Source organism: Frateuria edaphi (assembly GCF_021117405.1).
Taxonomy (GTDB): Bacteria; Pseudomonadota; Gammaproteobacteria; order Xanthomonadales; family Rhodanobacteraceae; genus Frateuria_A; species Frateuria_A edaphi.
The window spans coordinates 3,063,855-3,082,500 of the sequence record NZ_CP088251.1 but is presented as its reverse complement, the minus strand read 5'-3'; the positions used below and the strand labels follow the sequence as shown (position 1 = coordinate 3,082,500).

Here is an 18,646-nt window from a genome sequence, read left to right as displayed (position 1 = left end):
AGGCGACTTGGGGTTATATGGTCAAGCGACCAAGCGTATACGGTGGATGCCTTGGCAGTCAGAGGCGATGAAGGACGTGGCAGCCTGCGAAAAGTGTCGGGGAGCTGGCAACAAGCTTTGATCCGGCAATGTCCGAATGGGGAAACCCACCGCTTAGGCGGTACCGTGCACTGAATACATAGGTGTACGGAGCGAACCCGGGGAACTGAAATATCTAAGTACCCGGAGGAAAAGAAATCAACCGAGATTCCGTAAGTAGCGACGAGCGAACGCGGAGCAGCCCAAAAGCGCACAGTGTTTTAGTGGAAGGACCTGGAAAGGTCTGCCATAGACGGTGATAGCCCGGTACGCGAAAGGGCACCGTGCGTGAAATTGAGTAGGGCGGGGCACGAGAAACCCTGTCTGAACATGGGGGGACCATCCTCCAAGGCTAAATACTCCTGACTGACCGATAGCGAACTAGTACCGTGAGGGAAAGGCGAAAAGAACCCCGGAGAGGGGAGTGAAATAGACCCTGAAACCGTATACGTACAAGCAGTGGAAGCCCGCAAGGGTGACTGCGTACCTTTTGTATAATGGGTCAGCGACTTACTGTCAGTGGCGAGCTTAACCGTCTAGGGGAGGCGAAGGGAAACCGAGTCTGAATAGGGCGCATAGTCTCTGGCAGTAGACCCGAAACCGAGTGATCTATCCTTGGCCAGGTTGAAGGTGCGGTAACACGCACTGGAGGACCGAACCCACATCTGTTGCAATAGATGGGGATGAGCTGAGGATAGGAGTGAAAGGCTAAACAAACTCGGAGATAGCTGGTTCTCCTCGAAAGCTATTTAGGTAGCGCCTCGGACGAATCTTCCTGGGGGTAGAGCACTGTTATGGCTAGCGGGTCATCGCGACTTAGCAAACCATGGCAAACTCCGAATACCAGGACAGACTATCCGGGAGACACACGGCGGGTGCTAACGTCCGTCGTGAAAAGGGAAACAACCCAGACCCGCAGCTAAGGTCCCCAAGTTCTAGCTAAGTGGAAAACGATGTGGAAAGGCATAGACAGCCAGGAGGTTGGCTTAGAAGCAGCCACCCTTTAAAGAAAGCGTAATAGCTCACTGGTCGAGTCGGTCTGCGCGGAAGATTTAACGGGGCTAAGCTAGACACCGAAGCTCGGGGTGCACACTTTGTGTGCGCGGTAGAGGAGCGTTCCGTACGCCTGCGAAGGTGGATCGAGAGGTCTGCTGGAGGTATCGGAAGTGCGAATGCTGACATGAGTAACGATAATGGGGGTGAAAAGCCCCCACGCCGAAAGCCCAAGGTTTCCTCGCGCAACGTTCATCGGCGCAGGGTGAGTCGGCCCCTAAGGCGAGGCAGAAATGCGTAGTCGATGGGAAGCAGGTTAATATTCCTGCACTTTTCTTAAGTGCGATGTGGGGACGGAGAAGGTTAGGTCTACCCGGCGTTGGTTGTCCGGGGGAAAGGCGGTAGGCATGAATCTTAGGCAAATCCGGGATTCTCTATGCCGAGCACCGAGACGAGCCCTATTGGGCGAAGTGACTGAGACCACGCTTCCAGGAAAAGCCACTAAGCTTCAGCTTAAGAAAAACCGTACCGTAAACCGACACTGGTAGGCAGGGTGAGAATCCCAAGGCGCTTGAGAGAACTCGGGTGAAGGAACTAGGCAAAATGGCACCGTAACTTCGGGAGAAGGTGCGCCCATCGGGGTGGTCACGTGCGTGACTGAGCTCTGATGGGTCGCAGTAACCTGGCCGCTGCGACTGTTTATCAAAAACACAGCACTCTGCAAACACGAAAGTGGACGTATAGGGTGTGACGCCTGCCCGGTGCTGGAAGGTTAATTGATGGGGTCAGCCGCAAGGCGAAGCTCTTGATCGAAGCCCCAGTAAACGGCGGCCGTAACTATAACGGTCCTAAGGTAGCGAAATTCCTTGTCGGGTAAGTTCCGACCTGCACGAATGGCGTAACGACAGCGGCGCTGTCTCCACCCGAGACTCAGTGAAATTGAAATCGCTGTGAAGATGCAGCGTTCCCGCGGCAAGACGGAAAGACCCCGTGAACCTTTACTATAGCTTTACACTGAACGTTGAGTTCTTCTGTGTAGGATAGGTGGGAGGCTTTGAAGCGCAGACGCCAGTTTGCGTGGAGCCATCCTTGAAATACCACCCTGAAGTGCTTGACGTTCTAACCTAGGCCCGTAATCCGGGTCAGGGACCGTGTATGGTGGGTAGTTTGACTGGGGCGGTCTCCTCCCAAAGCGTAACGGAGGAGCACGAAGGTACGCTCAGCGCGGTCGGACATCGCGCACTGTGTGCAAAGGCATAAGCGTGCTTGACTGCAAGATCGACGGATCAAGCAGGTACGAAAGTAGGTCTTAGTGATCCGGTGGTTCTGTATGGAAGGGCCATCGCTCAACGGATAAAAGGTACTCCGGGGATAACAGGCTGATACCGCCCAAGAGTTCATATCGACGGCGGTGTTTGGCACCTCGATGTCGGCTCATCACATCCTGGGGCTGTAGCCGGTCCCAAGGGTATGGCTGTTCGCCATTTAAAGTGGTACGCGAGCTGGGTTCAGAACGTCGTGAGACAGTTCGGTCCCTATCTGTCGTGGGCGTTGGAGATTTGAGGGGGGCTGCTCCTAGTACGAGAGGACCGGAGTGGACGTTCCGCTGGTGTTCGGGTTGTCTCGCCAGAGGCATTGCCCGGTAGCTACGAACGGAAGTGATAACCGCTGAAAGCATCTAAGCGGGAAGCACGCCCCAAGATGAGATCTCCCGAGAGCTTGACTCTCCTTAAGGCACCATCAAGACTAGGTGGTTGATAGGCGCGATGTGGAAGTGCAGCAATGCATTGAGCTTACGCGTACTAATGCGCCGTGCGGCTTGACCATATAACCCCAAGACGCTTCGAATGTCTTTGCCGATACATCTCGATTCACCAACTCGCTTGTCACTCGTTTACCCCTTTTGAAGCCGGCGCTTGATAGCGCTGCTTCAACCCCTTCCCTGGCGGCCATAGCGCTGTGGTCCCACCCGATCCCATCCCGAACTCGGAAGTGAAACGCAGCCGCGCCGATGGTAGTGTGGCTTGTCCATGCAAGAGTAGGTCACCGCCAGGGGCTTTATCCTGAAACACCCTCATCGGCAACGGTGGGGGTTTTTCTTTGCCTGCGTTCGTGCGGCGCTTCAGGCGCACCTGCGAATGGTTCGCACGGTCCTGCAACGGTCCCGACCGCATGCGCGACCGGCGCGCGTCGGACGCCACCGCCGATCATTGCCAAGGCGGCCGGCCCGCCGATGTTGGACCGTTACCCCTGTAGGAGCGCCCCTTGGCGCGACCGCCATGCACCGGCTGCCACTACCGGCCACCATCCCTCACTGCCCGCAGTCGCGCACCAGCGTTCGACCGGCAGCTGTGGTCGCGGCCCGTCACCGGCGGGCAATCCCACCGCCAACATCGAAGGTCGGGACAGGGAGACCCACCGCTTGGCCGGCGCGTCGATGGACGGCACACCGCGGCCGAGTCCCTACACGGACGTTCCGCGCATCCGATGCGTTTTCCCCCATCCATCAATAGGGCGCACAGGTGCGCCTGCAGGACGCGGGGCGACTGCTCGCGCCATGCCTGCGGGTGGACGTTGTTGTCGCGTCTTCGCCCTTTTCCAACAGGCGCCAGCGGAGCGCAGTCGTAAAGACGCGGCGAGGACCCTGCGGATCGGGCGCAGGAAAGGCTCGTAAGCGAGTTGAGACTTGGGCGAGCGACCTATGACCTGATCGCTCCGTCACGCCTGGCAGCACCGCTGGCTGCCCCGCGTGGTTGCGATGCCGTGGAGGGATTTGCTGGGCGTGGTGGCCTACGGCGCGGGGAAGATGCCGCGCGCCGGATAAGACTCAAAGCGCGTAGTCGAATTGCTCGCGGAACGCTTCGGCGAACTCGTCGTAGGTGAAGCGCTGGTTCTGCGTGCCCGGATGCTCGACCTTGAGCGCGCCCATCAGCGACGCCATGCGGCCGATGGTGGGCCAGTCGTAGCCGCGCATGATGCCGAAGATCAGGCCTGCCCGGTACGCATCGCCGCAGCCGGTCGGATCGATCACCTGTCGCTCGCGGGCCGCCGGGATCTCGATGACCTCTCCGCCAGTGTGGATCAACGATCCGCGCGGTCCCAAGGTCACGATGTACGCCTGGGTGCGGCTGGCGATCTCTTCTGCGCTCCAGCCCGTGCGTTGCTGCAGCAGCTGCGATTCGTAGTCGTTGACGATGACGTAGTTGGCCTTGCCGATCATCGAGCGGAACTCTTCGCCGGTGAACAACGGCATCGCCTGGCCCGGGTCGAAGATGAAAGGCACGCCGTGCGCCGCGAAGTCCTCGGTGTGCTGCAGCATCGCCTCCCTTCCGTCCGGCGCGACGATGCCGAACTGCGCATCGGCCACGTCGCCCACGTGATTGTGGTGCGAACTGGACATGGCGCCGGGATGGAAGGCGGTGATCTGGTTGTTGTCCAGGTCCGTGGTGATGAAACACTGCGGAGTGAACTGGTCCTCGAACACGCGCACGCCATTGAGGCGAATGCCGCAACGGATCATGTGTTCACGGTAGGGCCCGAAGTCCTGACCGACCGTCGCCATCGGCAACGGGTCGCCTCCCAGGAGCTTGAGGTTGTAAGCGATATTGCCTGCGCAGCCGCCGAACTCGCGACGCATCTGCGGCACGAGGAAGGAGACGTTCAGAATGTGGACCTTGTCCGGCAGGATGTGGTTCTTGAACTGGTCCGGGAACACCATGATGGTGTCGTAGGCCAGCGAACCGCAGATGACGGCTGACATGTTCGATCAAACCCCAGTGAGCGGCGCGGACGGGACGTCGTCCGGCAAACCCTGCAATCGTAGCGCGACGCTTCGCCCAAGGCGACAGTCGCTTGTCGGTGGAAGCGGCGGCGAGGCTCAGGAAATGCGCGCATCATCGCGTTCTACAAGGCTTTCTTAACTTCTTCGCGCTTGCGTGGGTAGAACCCGCTCACTAGACTGACGCGCTTACTTTTTCCTTTTCCAGCCGGCGCGCCAGGCCTCATGTTCAAGAAGTTTCGCGGCATCTTTTCCAACGACATTTCCATCGACCTCGGCACCGCCAACACGCTGATCTACGTGCGTGGGCAGGGCATCATCCTGAACGAGCCGTCGGTGGTGGCGATCCGCCAGGATCGCGGTCCGGGCGGCCCGCGCACGGTGGCCGCCGTGGGTGGCGACGCCAAGCGCATGCTCGGCCGCACGCCGGGCAATATCGCCACGGTGCGCCCGATGAAGGACGGCGTCATCGCCGACTTCACCATGACCGAGGCGATGCTGCAGCACTTCATCAAGCAGGTGCACAAGTCGCGCATGCTGCGTCCCAGCCCGCGCGTGCTGGTGTGCGTACCGTGCGGCTCGACCCAGGTTGAACGTCGCGCCATCAAGGAATCGGCCGAGGGCGCCGGCGCCCGCGACGTGTTCCTGATCGAGGAGCCGATGGCCGCGGCGATCGGCGCCGGCATCCCGGTGCACGAGGCGCGCGGCGCGATGGTGCTGGACATCGGCGGCGGCACCTCCGAAGTGGCAGTGATCTCGCTCAACGGCATCGTCTACTCGCAGTCCGTGCGCGTGGGCGGCGACCGGTTCGACGAGGCGATCATCAACTACGTGCGCCGTAACCACGGCACGCTGATCGGCGAGTCCACCGCCGAGCGGATCAAGCTGGAGATCGGCTGCGCCTTCCCGCAGAGCAACGTCAAGGAGATCGAGATCTCCGGTCGCAATCTGGCCGAGGGCGTGCCGCGCATGTTCACGATCAACTCCAACGAAGTGCTCGAGGCGCTGCACGAGCCGCTGTCGGGCATCGTGGCGGCGGTCAAGTCGGCGCTGGAGCAGACCCCGCCGGAGCTGTGCTCGGACGTGGCCGAGCGTGGCATCGTGTTGACCGGTGGCGGCGCGCTGCTGCGGGACCTGGATCGCCTTATCTCCGAGGAAACCGGCCTGCACGTGCAGGTTGCCGATGATCCGCTCACCTGCGTGGCGCGTGGCGGTGGCAAGGCGCTGGAACTGATCGACCAGCACGGCAGCGATTTCTTCGCGCCGGAGTGAGGCATGGCCGGGCCGCTGCACGCGGCGGTCGCGGCCTGTACGGGGGAAACACGAGGTGTGTTCGACGACATGGGACTGAGACCGATCCGGTCGCCCGTCCCCGGCCCCCTCCGCGATGGAGGGTGGCAAATCCGTTGTGCCATGCCGGTGCCTTCTGCCACGCTTGATGGCGACCGTCTGCGTCGCTCCTTCCTTTTCGGATTCTCTTGATGGGCCAGGAATCCTCGCCCCTGTTCGCCGGGTCCACCGGCACCTTGCGGCTGATCGGCTACCTCGCGCTGGCGATGGTGCTGATGGTGCTCGACCATCGCAATGGCTGGATGTGGCGCATCCGCTACGGCGCCGCCGTGGCGGTCGAGCCGCTGTATCGCCTCGCCGGCCTGCCGGTGGAAGGGATGCGCACGCTCTCGGTGGCCTTCGCCGACCGCCAGCGGCTGACCAACCAGAATCAGCGCCTGCGCGAGGACCTGCTGCTGGCCAACGCCAAGCTCAACCGCATGGCGGCGGTGGCGCAACAGAACCAGCATCTGAAGGAGCTGCTCGATACCCAGCGCAGCCTTGAGCTCAACGTCCAGTTGGCCCGCGTGGTCGGCGTCGACCTGGGCGCCTACCGCCATCGCCTGCTGCTGAACGTCGGCGCCCGCGATGGCGTCAAGCCAGGGCAGCCGGTCATCGATGCGCGCGGCGTGATGGGGCAGGTCATCCAGACGCTGCCGACGACCTCGGTGGTGATGCTTATCACCGACCCGAACAATGCGTTGCCGGTGACCGTCGAGCGCACCGGCTTGCGCACCATCGCCTATGGCTCGCGCGATGGCGACCGGCTGGTGCTGCCGACCATCCCGATGGCGGCCGATGTGCACGAGGGCGACCGGCTGCTGACCTCCGGCCTGGGCGGGCGCTTCCCGCCGGGCTTCCCGGTCGGCGCGGTCACCCGCGTGGCGCCCGCGGCCACCGGCATGTTCCTGGAAGCACAGGCGCAACCCAGTGCGGACATCAGCCGCAGCGAAGACGTGCTGCTGCTGCACGACCAGGCCGAACCGGTCGGGCCGCCCGAGCCCGTCCGGCCGGCGGGACCTCCGGCTGACCTCGCACCGGCGGGCACCGGCGAGGCTACCAAGGCCGCACCGCCGGCGAAGGGGCAGCCATGAACCGGCAGCGCCTGGCCCTCGGGTGGTTCATCGGCACGCTGGTGATCGCTCTGCTGTCGATGCTGGTGCCACTGCCGGACGTGCTCGAGCCGTTCAAGCCGTACTGGCCGGCGCTGGTGCTCTTGTACTGGTCGTTGGAATCGGGTGAGCGGGTGACGCTCGGCCTGGCCTTCACGATGGGTCTGGCGGCCGACCTGCTCGATGGCGTGCTGCTGGGTGAACAGGCGTTGCGCCTGACCGCGCTGGTCTTCATCGCGTTGCGTTTCCGCTCACGACTGCGCTTCTTTCCGATGTGGCAGCAGACCCTGGCGGTGCTCGCGCTGCTGCTGAACGATCGCATCCTGTTGACGATCGTGCGGGTGTTCGCCGGCGACGCGCTGCCGCCAGCGAGTTGGTGGATCTCGCCGTTCGTCGGGGCGGCGCTCTGGCCATTCGTGTTCCTGTTGCTGGATGACCTGCGCATGCGCCTGCGCCTGCAATGAAATGAAGAGGCGGCGCGCACTGAAGGATCCCCGCGGCGAGGCGGCGCTTTTCCAGCGGCGCTCGCTGGTCGGATTCGCCCTGATCGTGCTGGGCCTGATCGCCTTGTCCGGGCGCTTCTTCTACCTGCAGGTGATGCGCCACGACGAGTTCGTGACCCGCTCGGAGAACAACCGCGTCAAGCCGAAGGTGATCCCGCCGGCCCGTGGGCTGATCTACGACCGCAACGGCGTGCTGCTGGCCGACAACGTGCCGGCATTCCGGCTCGAGGTGGTGCCCGAGCAGGTGCCGGACATGAGTGCCATGCTCGCGCAGATCGGCGCGGTGGTGCCGCTGGACCCGGACGACGTCGCCGACTTCAGGAAGCGCCTGAAACAGAGCCGTCGCTTCGAGAACGTCCCCTTGAAGATGCACCTGTCCGAGGACGACATCGCCCGCTTCGCGATCAACCGCTGGCGCTTCCCGGGCGTGGACGTGGTGCCCTACCTGACCCGCCACTATCCCTACGGCGAGTTGTTCGCGCACGTGATCGGCTACGTCGGCCGCATCGATGCAGACGACCTCAAGCGCCTGGACCCGGACCGCTACCAGGGCACCAGCCACGTCGGTCGCAGCGGGATCGAGCGCTCGTACGAAGATGTGCTGCACGGAACGCCGGGCTATGAACTGGTCGAGGTCAACGCCGACGGCCGCACCCAGCGCGTGCTCGAAACCCATGCGCCGGTCCCCGGCAAGAACCTCTATCTCTCGATCGACGTGCGCATCCAGAAGGCGACCATGGCCGCGTTCGACGGTCGAGCGGGCTCCGCCGTGGCGATCGATCCGCGCAACGGCCAGGTCCTGGCCATGGTCAGCGTGCCGAGCTTCGATCCGAACCTGTTCGTCAACGGCATCAGCAGTGCCGACTACAAGGCATTGACCACCGCGCCGGACAAGCCGCTGTACAACCGCGCGCTGCGCGGCGTGTATCCGCCCGGCTCCACGGTGAAGCCGTTCCTGGCCCTCGGCGGCCTGGCCTACGGCGTCCGCAGGCCGGAGGATACGGTGCTGTCCACGGGCGAGTTCTGCCTGCCCGGGGCCTCGCGCTGCTACCGCGACGACAAGCGCGGTGGCGATGGCGTGGTCGACATGGTCAAGGCGATCGAGAAATCGACCAACACCTACTTTTACAAACTTGCGCTGGACCTGGGCATCGACCGCCTGAGCGACTGGATGGGGCGCTTCGGCTTCGGCCGAAAGACCGGCATCGACCTCGACGGCGAGGAGAACGGCGTCTTGCCTTCGCGCGATTGGAAAATGGCGCATTCGCGCCAGCCCTGGTATCCGGGAGAAACGATCATCGCCGGCATCGGCCAGGGCTACTGGGCGGTGACGCCATTGCAGCTGGCGCATGCGGTGTCGATCCTGGCCGGGAAGGGCATCCCGCGTGCGCCCAGGCTGGTGATGGCGACCCAGGATGGTGTCGATGCCCCCAGACAGCCGTTGCCCAACCCGCCGACCGGCCCCTCGCTGGTGACCGATCCGGCCCACCTGGACGTGATCAAGCAAGGCATGGAAGCGGTGGTGACCAGCGGCACCGGCGCCAAGCAGTTCATCGGCTTTCCGCTGGTGGTCGCGGGCAAGAGCGGCACGGCCGAGCGCTTCTCGCGCACGTCCTCGGCCTACGACACCAACAAGAACACCGCCTACCTTGCCGCGCGCCATCGCGCCTGGTTCGAGGCCTTCGCGCCGGCGGACGACCCGAAGATCTCGGTGGTCGCCATGCTCGAGGCCGGCGCGTGGGGTGCCGAAGCAGCGGGCCCGATCGTGCGTACGGTGATGGAGTCCTGGCTTGCCACGCAGGGTGGGGCACCGGTCAAATCTCAGCCGCCGGCGGCCGCCCCGGCACCCCTGGCGCCCGACCAGCCCGAAGACATGCCGGTGCCGGCCGAGGGCGGGACCACGCCATGATCGGAATGCTCTACGCGCGCATGCGCCGTTTCCTGCGCCGCATCCTGACCCGGCCGCGGATCGATTTGCCGTTGGCCATGGGATTGCTGGCGCTGGCCACGGTCGGCCTGGTCACCCTGTACAGCGCCGGCGGCGGCGACCTGGGCCTGGTCGGCGGCCAGGCGGCGCGGTTCGTGCTCGGCGCGGCGCTGCTGCTGCTGATCTCGCGCATCCCGCCCACGGTGCTGCGCAGCTGGACACCCTGGCTCTACGCCGGCAGCACCGCGTTGCTGGTGGTGGTGGCGCTGCTGGGCGAGGGCCGTGGCGCCGACCGCTGGCTGGACCTGGGCTTCATGCGCTTCCAGCCGTCCGAGCTGCTCAAGCTGACCATGCCGATGATGGCCGCCTGGTACCTGCACCCGCGCCAACTGCCGCCGAGCTGGAAGGACATGGCCGTGGTCGGCCTGCTGATCGCCATTCCCGGTGGGCTGATCGCCAAGCAGCCCGACCTGGGAACAGCGCTGCTGGTGGCCGCCGCCGGGGCGTTCGCGCTGTTCCTCTCCGGCGTCGCCTGGTGGCGCATCGGCCTGCTGCTGGGCATCGCCGCCGGGATGGTGCCGGTGGGCTGGCATTTCATGCATCAGTACCAGCGCGATCGCGTGCTGACCCTGCTCAATCCCGAGGCCGATCCGCTGGGCAATGGCTGGCACATCATCCAGTCGCAGATCGCGGTGGGTTCGGGGGGCGTCTTCGGGAAGGGCTGGACGCATGGCACGCAGTCGCGGCTGGACTTCCTGCCCGAGCACACCACCGACTTCATCTTCGCCGTGTTCTCCGAGGAATTCGGCCTGGTCGGCGTGGTCTGCCTGCTGGCGCTGTACGCCTTCATCATCGGCCGCTGCCTGTGGATCGCGATGGAGGCGCGCGACACCTATTCACGCCTGCTCGCCGGCGCGATCGCGATGAGCTTCTTCGTCTACGTCTTCGTCAACGGCGGCATGATCGCCGGCATGCTGCCGGTGGTCGGCGTGCCGCTGCCGTTCGTCAGCTACGGCGGCACCTCGGCGGTCAGCCTGTTGAGCGGTTTCGGCGTGCTGATGTCGATCCACGCCAACCGCAAGATGCATGACTGAGCGGCGTCACCCTGTCGCCCCGGTTCGGCCCCGGATCGGCCGTGCACGCGTGATAGGCTTGGGTGCGATGTCGATCCGCGCGGTGTTTCCCATGTCTCTTCTTCGCTCGTGCCGCCTGCCCGGCGTGCTCGCCACCCTGGTGCTGGCCGTCGCGCCGGCACATGCCGAAACGACGATCCATCCCGGCCAGGCCGAACTGGTGCGCGAGGTGGCGCGCGACACCGGCAAGGACCCGGGCCAGCTGAATGCGCTGCTCAGTGGCGCGCAGATGCAGCAGTCGATCATCGATGCGATGAACCGCCCTGCCGAAGCCAAGCCGTGGAAGGACTACCGGCCGATCTTCATCACGCCCAAGCGGATCGACGAGGGCGTGGCCTTCTACCGCGACCATCGCGAATTGATCGAGCGCATCGCCGGGCAGTACGGCGTTGCGCCCGAGTACCTGGTGGCCATCCTGGGCGTGGAAACCTTCTACGGCCGCAACACCGGCAAGTACCAGGTGCTCGATGCGCTGGTCACGCTGGGCCTGTATTACCCGCCGCGCGCGAAGTTCTTCCGCGAGCAGCTGAAGGTGCTGCTGGAGCTGCCGGCCAACCACCTGGCCGGTCCGTTGGACACGCTCACCGGCTCCTACGCCGGCGCGCAGGGCTGGGGCCAGTTCATGCCCTCCAGCATCCGCGACTTCGGCGTGGACGGCGACCACGACGGCCACATCGACATGCAGGGTTCGTTGCCGGACATCCTGGCCAGCGTCGCCAACTATTTCGCCGGCCACGGCTGGGAGCGCGGCGGCCCGGTCGCCGCGCGGGCGCAGCCGGACACGGCGCCGAGGACGCTGGACGTCCCCGACCCGCAGCCGCGCTGGCCACTGGAGCAACTGGAGGCCTGGGGCTACGCGCCGCTGGAGTCGTTCGATCCGGGCCGGATGACCAGCCTGCAGGCGCTCGAAGGCGGCAACGGCCCCGAATACTGGTTCACCTTCCAGAACTTCTACGTGATCACCCGCTACAACAAGAGCCCGCTGTATGCCCTGGCTGTGCACCAGCTGGCTGAGGGCATTGCCGCGGGCGTGCGCTCGGCGGATGCCGTGCCGTGAGCTGGCGCGCTGGCGTCCTGGCGATAGTCGCGTTGGCGCTGGCCGGGTGCGGCGGTTCGCACCCGCGGCCCTCGCATGGCGGCAAGGTCGCGGGTCCGCGCGCGGAAGGCCGCCATGGCGGCTTCCGCGACGACATCAGCCGCCCGCAGTCCAGCCGCTATCGCGACAACGACGACAGCGTGCCGCCGGCGATCGACGTCAGCCGGATCCCCGAGCCGGTGCCCAGGATCGAGCCGCGCTCGCTCTATGGCAACAAGTCGCCCTACACCGTGCTCGGCAAGACCTATCGCGTGCTCTCCGATGCGCGCGGCTACGACGAGCGCGGCATCGCCTCGTTCTACGGCGCCAAGTTCCACGGCTACAAGACTTCGAGCCTGGAGAACTACGACATGTACGCTTTCAGCGCTGCGCACAAGACGCTGCCGCTGCCCAGCTACGCGCGCGTGACCAATCTGGAAAACGGCAAGAGCGTCATCGTGCGCATCAACGATCGCGGGCCGTTCCACGAGAACCGGCTGATCGACCTGTCCTACGCGGCCGCCGTCAAGATCGGCATCTGGCCCAAGGGCACTGGCCTGGTCGAAGTGCGCGCGATCGACCCGGCGCATCGGGACGACGATGCGCCGGCCGAGGAACTGACCGCGCAAGCGGCGGTCCCATCGGGTAGCGCCCATCCGGCCATCTGGCTGCAGGTGGGCGCATTCTCCGACCTGGCGAACGCCGACCGCGTGGCCACACGGCTGCGCTCGGCCCGGCTGGCGCCGGTGCAGGTGACCGATGTGGAGGTCAACGGACACAACATCCGCCGCGTGCGCGTGGGGCCGCTGGACGACGTCGACCAGGCCGACCGCGTGACCGACCAGATCGAAGAGCTCGGCCTCCCCCGACCGCAGGTCGCGGTAGACTGAGCGATGCATTTTTCGCGCTGGCGCGCGGGGCGCCGGCCACAGAAACGGGATCGATACCGACGATGAGCTTTTTCCGCCGTACCCTGACCACCTTTGCCGCCGCCGCGCTGATCGCCGGCGCCGCCTTCGCGCAGCAGACGCCGCCGAAGCCTTCGCCGGTGCCGCGCCCGACCGTGCCGGAGGCACCGGTGCCGCCGCCGCCGGACGTGGACGGCAAGGCCTGGGTGTTGATGGATTACGCCACCGGGCAGGTACTGGCCAGCAAGAATCCGGACGAGCGCGTCGAACCGGCCTCGATCACCAAGATCATGACCGACTACGTGGTCTCGGCTGAGCTTGCCAACGGCAAGATCAAGATGACCGATCCGGTCACCATCAGCGAGCACGCCTGGCGCGGCGGTGGCGCAGGCACCGATGGTTCGACCAGCTTCCTCAAGCTCAACAGCCAGGTTCCGCTCAAGGACCTGCTGTACGGCATGATCATCCAGTCGGGCAACGACGCGGCGATCGCGCTGGCCGAGCACACCGCCGGTTCCGAGGAAGCCTTCGCCAACCTGATGAATGCCTACGCCAAGCAGTTGGGCATGACCGGTTCCCACTTCGAAAACGCTTCGGGCTATCCGATCGAGAACCACTACACCACGGCGCGGGACATCGCGCTCCTGTCGCGCGCGCTGATCCACGATTTCCCGGAGGACTACGCGATTTCGGCGGTCAAGCAGTTTGTGTGGAACGGCATCAAGCAGGGCAACCGCAACACCCTGCTATGGCGCGATCCCAGCGTGGACGGCATCAAGACCGGCCACACCGCCGCGGCCGGTTACTGCCTGGCCGCCTCGGCCAAGCAGGGCGATTCGCGCATGATCGCCATCGTCATGGGTGCGAGCTCGGAGAAGGCGCGCGCCGATTCGGCCATGGCGCTGCTCAACTACGGTTTCCGCTTCTACGAAACCCACAAGTTGTACGACGCCAACAAGCCGCTGGCCACGCCCAAGCTTTGGAAGGGCGAGGCAGGCACGCTGCCGCTGGGCATCAGTCAGCCGATGGATGTGACCGTCAAGCGCGGCCAGTACGACCAGCTCAAGGCCATCATGGACATCCCCGCGACCCTGGTCGCCCCGTTCAAGAAGGGCCAGCAGGTGGGTACCCTGCGCGTCACGCTGGACGGCAAGCCGTTGCAGTCGGCACCGCTGGTGGCGCTCGACGACGCCCCGCAGGGCGGCTTCTTCAAGCGCCTGTGGGATTCCATCCTGCTGTGGTTCCACGGCGACAAGAAGGACGACGCTGCGGCCACGGCCCCCGCTGCGGACAAAAAATAATGCACGAAATCGATTTCAGCCAGGCGAAGAAGGAAGGCAAGGGCTTCCAGTTCCCCGGTGAGTTCGAGATCACCGCGCTGGGCGACGCCAGCGCGGACCTGCCCAGGCGCGTGCCGCGGATCCTCGAGGGCGAGGGCCTGCACGTACTGCACGAGACGGTCAGCCAGCGCCCCTCGCGCGAGGGGAAGTTCATCTCGGTGACCGTGAGCTTCCGCTGCGATACCCGGGAGCAGTACGACGGTGCGCACACGGCGCTGCGCGCCGATCCGGCCATCCGCTACACGCTATAGGCTGCTGCGCCCTCTCCCTCCGGGAGAGGGCTGGGATAAGGGCCGGCTTTGCCTAAAGCGCCGTGAAAGGTTTTCCCGCGTGCCCCGGCCCTGACTCATACCCTCTCTCCAGAGGGAGGCGGCTTCAAAAGCGCCGGCTTGCATTTCGCCCGGTCCGCCTCATCTGCTCCCCATTTCCCCGGTAGTGCCCATGCCCCCCGACTCCCGCCCGCTCCTCATCCGCCGCCTCGGCCGCCAGCCCTACGAGCGCACCTGGAAGGCGATGAGCGCCTTCACCGACGCGCGCGGACCGGACACGCCCGACGAACTGTGGCTGCTCGAGCACGACCCGGTGTTCACCCTGGGCCAGGCCGGGAAGATGGAGCACGTGCTGGCGCCGGGCGACATCCCGTTGATCCCCGTCGACCGTGGCGGCCAGGTGACCTACCACGGACCCGGCCAGATCGTCGGCTACCCGCTGATCGACCTGCGCCGCACCGGTGTGGGCGTGCGCGAGCTGGTCAACCGCATCGAGCAGGCGCTGATCGATACGCTGGCGCACTGGTCGATCGAGGCCGCGCGGGTGGAAGGGGCCCCGGGCGTCTATGTGTCCGGCGCCAAGGTGGCTGCCCTGGGCCTGCGCGTACGGCGGGGGTGCAGCTTCCACGGTCTGGCCTTCAACGTGGCCATGGACCTGGAGCCGTTCGGACGGATCAACCCTTGTGGCTACAAGGGTTTGGCCGTCACGCAAGTGCTAGACTTGGGCGGCCCGTCGCAGTTGGCGCAGGTCGAAGACGTGCTGGTGGGGCAATTCTGCCGCCAGTTCGGCTTCCACGCGGTGCCGGCCGCCCCCGTCCTCCCCGAACTCCCCGCGCGCGCCGCGGTCTAGGCAGTCGCAGATGAGCGAAATTTCCTCCAGGGTCATCCCGATCAGCGTGGTCGACGCGCCCGAAAAGCAGCTGGGCAACGACAAGATCGCCCGCAACCGCGCCGCGTTCGACGCGAGCGTGCCGACCTTGCGCAAGCCTTCGTGGATCCGCGTGCGGCTGCCACAAGGCAATGCCGTGCAGGAACTGAAGGCGCGCCTGCGCGAGAACGCGCTGGTGACGGTGTGCGAGGAGGCCTCGTGCCCCAACATCCATGAGTGCTTCTCCAAGGGCACCGCCACGTTCATGATCCTTGGCGAGGTGTGCACGCGCCGCTGCTCGTTCTGCGACGTCGCCCACGGCCGCCCGCAGCCGCCCGATCCGCTGGAACCGGCGCGCCTGGCGCAGACGATCGCCGACATGCGCCTGAAGTACGTGGTGATCACCTCGGTCGACCGTGACGACCTGCGCGACGGCGGTGCCGAGCATTTCGCTTCCTGCATCCGCGCCACGCGCCACGCCAGCCCCAACATCAAGATCGAGATCCTGACCCCCGACTTCCGCGGCAAGGGCCGCATGGAGCGGGCGCTGGAAGTGCTCAAGGACTTCCCGCCGGACGTCTTCAACCACAACCTGGAAACCGTCCCGCACCTGTACCGCGAGGTGCGCCCCGGCGCCGACTACCAGTGGTCGCTGGACCTGCTCAAGCGTTTCAAGGCGCAGCACCCGGATGTGCCGACCAAGTCCGGCATCATGCTGGGCCTGGGCGAGACCTTCGAGCAAGTCATCGAGACGCTGCGCGATCTACGCGCCCATGACGTGGACATGATCACCATCGGCCAGTACCTGCAGCCCACGCCGCACCATCACCCGGTCGTGCGCTACTGGACTCCCGACGAATTCGACGCGCTGCGCGAGGCGGGCGAAGCGATGGGCTTCCATCATGTCGCTTCCGGCCCACTGGTGCGTTCCTCCTACCATGCCGACCTGCAGGCCCATGCAGCCGGCGTCACCGAACTCGCCTGAGATTCCCATGACCCTGCGCCCCACGCTCGCCCTGCTGCTTGCCCTGGTCCTGCCGGCCGCCCACGCCCAAGCGCAGGCGCCCGCCGTGCAGGGCGAGGAAGGCCACAAGGCTTCCACGCTGCCGTTGAAGTCCACCGACACCCAGGCCGACGCCGCGCAGTTGTCCGCGCGCTTCCTGACGCGCTTCCACTACGACGCCAAGCCGCTCGACGACGTCATGTCGGCCAAGATCTACAAGGCCTACTTCGACATGCTCGACGGCGAGAAGGTGTTCTTCACCCAGGCCGACATGGCCCGCTTCGAACCGCTGAAGACCAAGTTCGACGACGCCATCTGGAACAAGGATCTCTCCGGCCCGTTCAGCGTGTTCAACCTGTACGTCCGGCGCGCCGTCGATCGCATGAACTTCGCGCGCGGCCTCCTCAAGCAGGGTTTCGACCTGACCAAGGAAGAGAACTACACCTACGATCGCGAGCACGCCACGTGGCCGGCCGACCAGACCGCGCTGGACGACCTGTGGCGCAAGCGCACCAAGAACGACTGGCTGCGCCTGAAGCTTGCCGGCAAGAGCGACGACGACATCCGCAAGACGCTGGACAAGCGCTACGCCGGCTACATCGACCGCGTGAAGCAGCTCGACGGCGAAGATGCGTTCCAGACCTTCATGAACGCCTACGCCGAGACCACCGATCCGCACACCGATTACCTCGGCCCGCGCGCGGCGGAAAACTTCGATATCGCCATGAAGCTGTCGCTCGAAGGCATCGGCGCGGTGCTGCAGGCACGCGACGAATACACGCAGATCCGCGAGGTCGTCCCCGGTGGCCCGGCGGACAAGTCCGGCAAGATCGAAGTGGGTGATCGCATCGTGGCGATCGGACAGGGCACCGACGGCCCGATGGTCGATGTGATCGGTTGGCGCCTGGACGACGTGGTCGACAAGATCCGCGGCAAGAAGGACACCACCGTGCGGCTGGAGATCCTGCCCGCCGATGCCGGCCCCGACGGCAAGCACGAGCTGGTCACGATGGTGCGCAAGAAGGTCAGCATCGAGGAACAGGCGGCCAAGAAGAAGATCATCGAGGTCAAGGATGGCGACGCCACCCGCAAGATCGGCGTGATCGACCTGCCCACCTTCTACTCCGACTTCGGCGCGCGCCGCGAAGGCGACAAGGACTACAAGAGCGCCACCCGCGACGTCGCCAAGCTGCTCGGCGAGCTCAAGGCCGCTGGCGTACAGGGCGTGGTGGTCGACCTTCGCAACAACGGCGGCGGCTCGCTGGCCGAGGCCAACGAACTGACCGGCCTGTTCATCGACCAGGGCCCCGTCGTGCAGGTGCGCGATGCGCGCGGCCAGGTCGAAGTGCAGGGTGACGACGAATCGGGCCTGACCTGGAGTGGTCCGATGGCGGTGCTGGTCAACCGCGGCTCGGCCTCGGCCTCGGAGATCTTCTCCGCCGCGATCCAGGACTACGGCCGCGGCCTGATCGTCGGCGAGCCGACCTTCGGCAAGGGCACCGTGCAGAACCTGGTGGACCTGGACCGCTTCGCCCAGGGCGACAGCGAGAAGCCGCAGTACGGCGAACTGAAGATGACCATCGCCGAGTTCTTCCGCATCAACGGCGGCTCGACCCAGCTCAAGGGCGTGACGCCCGACATCCTGTTCCCGAAGAACGGCGACGAGAAGGATTTCGGCGAGTCGACCTACGACAACGCGCTGCCGTGGACGCAGATCCAGAAAGCGCCGTACAGCCAGGTCGCGGATCTCTCCGCCTACCTGCCGCAGCTGAAGTCCAAGCACGATGCGCGCGTGGTCAAGTCGCCGGCCTGGCAGCTGATGCTGGACGAGCTGGCGCAATACAAGAAAATGCGCGACCAGACCACGGTGTCGCTGAACCTCGCCGAGCGCCAGGCCGAGCGCAAGCGTCAGGACGCGATCCAGGCCGACTTCCGCGCGCGGCACAAGGCGATCGATGGTACCGACGGCAGCCTGGCCGGCGAGGAATCGCCGCTGGACGATGGCCTCAACGCCAACGAGCGCAGCCTCAAGGCCGAGCTCAAGCAGGAGAAGGAAGCCAAGAACGCCAAGGATCCGGAGCTGCAGGAAACCGCGCACATCCTGTTCGACGCGATCGGCCTGATCAAGGGCAACCCCAAGCTGGCCGCGGAAGTGTTGCCCTATGGCGGCAAGTTCTCCACCGCGGCAGTGATGGCGCCGGAGAAACCGGCGACAGAGCCACGCTGAAGTGACGAAAAAAAGCCCGGCCTGGCCGGGCTTTTTTTTGTCGTTCGGGAGTCCATTCCGCGGGGTTGGGTATCTTCGGCCTCGCCCGAACCCTCACCCGCCT

Annotated in this window: 13 protein-coding genes and 2 rRNA genes; 14 read left to right on the top strand and 1 reads right to left on the bottom strand. The window is 65.2% G+C overall.

From position 1 onward, the window contains the following. Window positions 1-19: 19 nt before the first annotated feature. Window positions 20-2,898: ribosomal RNA gene (locus LQ772_RS14375) — 23S ribosomal RNA — on the top strand. A gap of 114 nt (window positions 2,899-3,012) precedes the next feature. Beyond that, a 5S ribosomal RNA gene (rrf, locus tag LQ772_RS14370) occupies window positions 3,013-3,126 on the top strand. 772 nt (window positions 3,127-3,898) lie between these two features. Here the strand turns inward: rrf and LQ772_RS14365 are convergent. Further along, complete coding sequence (locus tag LQ772_RS14365) at window positions 3,899-4,831, bottom strand: carbohydrate kinase family protein (RefSeq protein WP_231321718.1); 933 nt, start codon at window positions 4,829-4,831, stop codon at window positions 3,899-3,901. A gap of 243 nt (window positions 4,832-5,074) precedes the next feature. Between LQ772_RS14365 and LQ772_RS14360 the strand changes: the two genes are divergently transcribed. The 12 genes from LQ772_RS14360 (at window position 5,075) to LQ772_RS14305 (ending at window position 18,543) form a co-directional block, all read left to right on the top strand. After that, window positions 5,075-6,121 carry a rod shape-determining protein gene (locus LQ772_RS14360; RefSeq protein WP_091340706.1) on the top strand — a complete coding sequence of 349 codons (1,047 nt, stop codon included), beginning with the start codon at window positions 5,075-5,077 and terminating at the stop codon, window positions 6,119-6,121. Between the two features lie 209 nt (window positions 6,122-6,330). Then, window positions 6,331-7,272 carry a rod shape-determining protein MreC gene (mreC, locus tag LQ772_RS14355; RefSeq protein WP_231321717.1) on the top strand — a complete coding sequence of 314 codons (942 nt, stop codon included), beginning with the start codon at window positions 6,331-6,333 and terminating at the stop codon, window positions 7,270-7,272. Then, window positions 7,269-7,754 (top strand): rod shape-determining protein MreD, encoded by a 486-nt coding sequence (mreD, locus tag LQ772_RS14350; RefSeq protein ID WP_231321716.1) that lies wholly within the window; start codon window positions 7,269-7,271, stop codon window positions 7,752-7,754. The genes mreC and mreD overlap by 4 nt, the downstream gene beginning before the upstream one ends. Window position 7,755: 1 nt before the next feature. Continuing rightward, window positions 7,756-9,702, top strand: a complete 1,947-nt coding sequence (gene mrdA, locus LQ772_RS14345) for a penicillin-binding protein 2 (protein ID WP_231321714.1) — start codon at window positions 7,756-7,758, stop codon at window positions 9,700-9,702. Continuing rightward, window positions 9,699-10,814: a rod shape-determining protein RodA gene (gene rodA, locus LQ772_RS14340; protein ID WP_231321712.1), complete on the top strand. Its 1,116-nt coding sequence runs from the start codon at window positions 9,699-9,701 to the stop codon at window positions 10,812-10,814. The genes mrdA and rodA overlap by 4 nt, the downstream gene beginning before the upstream one ends. Window positions 10,815-10,905: 91 nt before the next feature. Continuing rightward, entirely contained in the window at window positions 10,906-11,910 is a 1,005-nt protein-coding gene (mltB, locus tag LQ772_RS14335; protein WP_231321709.1) for a lytic murein transglycosylase B, read from the top strand. After that, window positions 11,907-12,818, top strand: a complete 912-nt coding sequence (locus LQ772_RS14330; RefSeq protein WP_231321707.1) for a septal ring lytic transglycosylase RlpA family protein — start codon at window positions 11,907-11,909, stop codon at window positions 12,816-12,818. The genes mltB and LQ772_RS14330 overlap by 4 nt, the downstream gene beginning before the upstream one ends. Window positions 12,819-12,880: 62 nt before the next feature. After that, window positions 12,881-14,137: a D-alanyl-D-alanine carboxypeptidase family protein gene (locus tag LQ772_RS14325; protein WP_231321706.1), complete on the top strand. Its 1,257-nt coding sequence runs from the start codon at window positions 12,881-12,883 to the stop codon at window positions 14,135-14,137. After that, the gene (locus tag LQ772_RS14320; protein WP_231321705.1) at window positions 14,137-14,427 is read left to right on the top strand and encodes a YbeD family protein; all 291 of its coding nucleotides are present in this window, start codon (window positions 14,137-14,139) and stop codon (window positions 14,425-14,427) included. The genes LQ772_RS14325 and LQ772_RS14320 overlap by 1 nt, the downstream gene beginning before the upstream one ends. A gap of 190 nt (window positions 14,428-14,617) precedes the next feature. Then, window positions 14,618-15,295 (top strand): lipoyl(octanoyl) transferase LipB, encoded by a 678-nt coding sequence (gene lipB, locus LQ772_RS14315; RefSeq protein ID WP_425600797.1) that lies wholly within the window; start codon window positions 14,618-14,620, stop codon window positions 15,293-15,295. A 10-nt stretch (window positions 15,296-15,305) separates the two neighbouring features. After that, complete coding sequence (lipA, locus tag LQ772_RS14310) at window positions 15,306-16,298, top strand: lipoyl synthase (RefSeq protein WP_231321704.1); 993 nt, start codon at window positions 15,306-15,308, stop codon at window positions 16,296-16,298. A 7-nt stretch (window positions 16,299-16,305) separates the two neighbouring features. Continuing rightward, a complete protein-coding gene (locus tag LQ772_RS14305; RefSeq protein ID WP_231321703.1) occupies window positions 16,306-18,543 on the top strand; it encodes a carboxy terminal-processing peptidase in 2,238 nt (745 codons plus the stop codon). The last annotated feature ends 103 nt before the right edge of the window (window positions 18,544-18,646 follow it).

Bases quoted from the DNA above. Each gene is read 5' to 3' on its own strand.
- LQ772_RS14325 (WP_231321706.1), top strand. From the start codon at position 12,881: ATGAGCTTTTTCCGCCGTACCCTGACCACCTTTGCCGCCGCCGCGCTG.
- mreD (WP_231321716.1), top strand. From the start codon at position 7,269: ATGAACCGGCAGCGCCTGGCCCTCGGGTGGTTCATCGGCACGCTGGTG.
- LQ772_RS14360 (WP_091340706.1), top strand. From the start codon at position 5,075: ATGTTCAAGAAGTTTCGCGGCATCTTTTCCAACGACATTTCCATCGAC.
- LQ772_RS14365 (WP_231321718.1), bottom strand. From the start codon at position 4,831: ATGTCAGCCGTCATCTGCGGTTCGCTGGCCTACGACACCATCATGGTG.
- mreC (WP_231321717.1), top strand. From the start codon at position 6,331: ATGGGCCAGGAATCCTCGCCCCTGTTCGCCGGGTCCACCGGCACCTTG.
- rodA (WP_231321712.1), top strand. From the start codon at position 9,699: ATGATCGGAATGCTCTACGCGCGCATGCGCCGTTTCCTGCGCCGCATC.
- LQ772_RS14320 (WP_231321705.1), top strand. From the start codon at position 14,137: ATGCACGAAATCGATTTCAGCCAGGCGAAGAAGGAAGGCAAGGGCTTC.
- LQ772_RS14305 (WP_231321703.1), top strand. From the start codon at position 16,306: ATGACCCTGCGCCCCACGCTCGCCCTGCTGCTTGCCCTGGTCCTGCCG.
- mrdA (WP_231321714.1), top strand. From the start codon at position 7,756: ATGAAGAGGCGGCGCGCACTGAAGGATCCCCGCGGCGAGGCGGCGCTT.
- mltB (WP_231321709.1), top strand. From the start codon at position 10,906: ATGTCTCTTCTTCGCTCGTGCCGCCTGCCCGGCGTGCTCGCCACCCTG.
- lipA (WP_231321704.1), top strand. From the start codon at position 15,306: ATGAGCGAAATTTCCTCCAGGGTCATCCCGATCAGCGTGGTCGACGCG.
- lipB (WP_425600797.1), top strand. From the start codon at position 14,618: ATGCCCCCCGACTCCCGCCCGCTCCTCATCCGCCGCCTCGGCCGCCAG.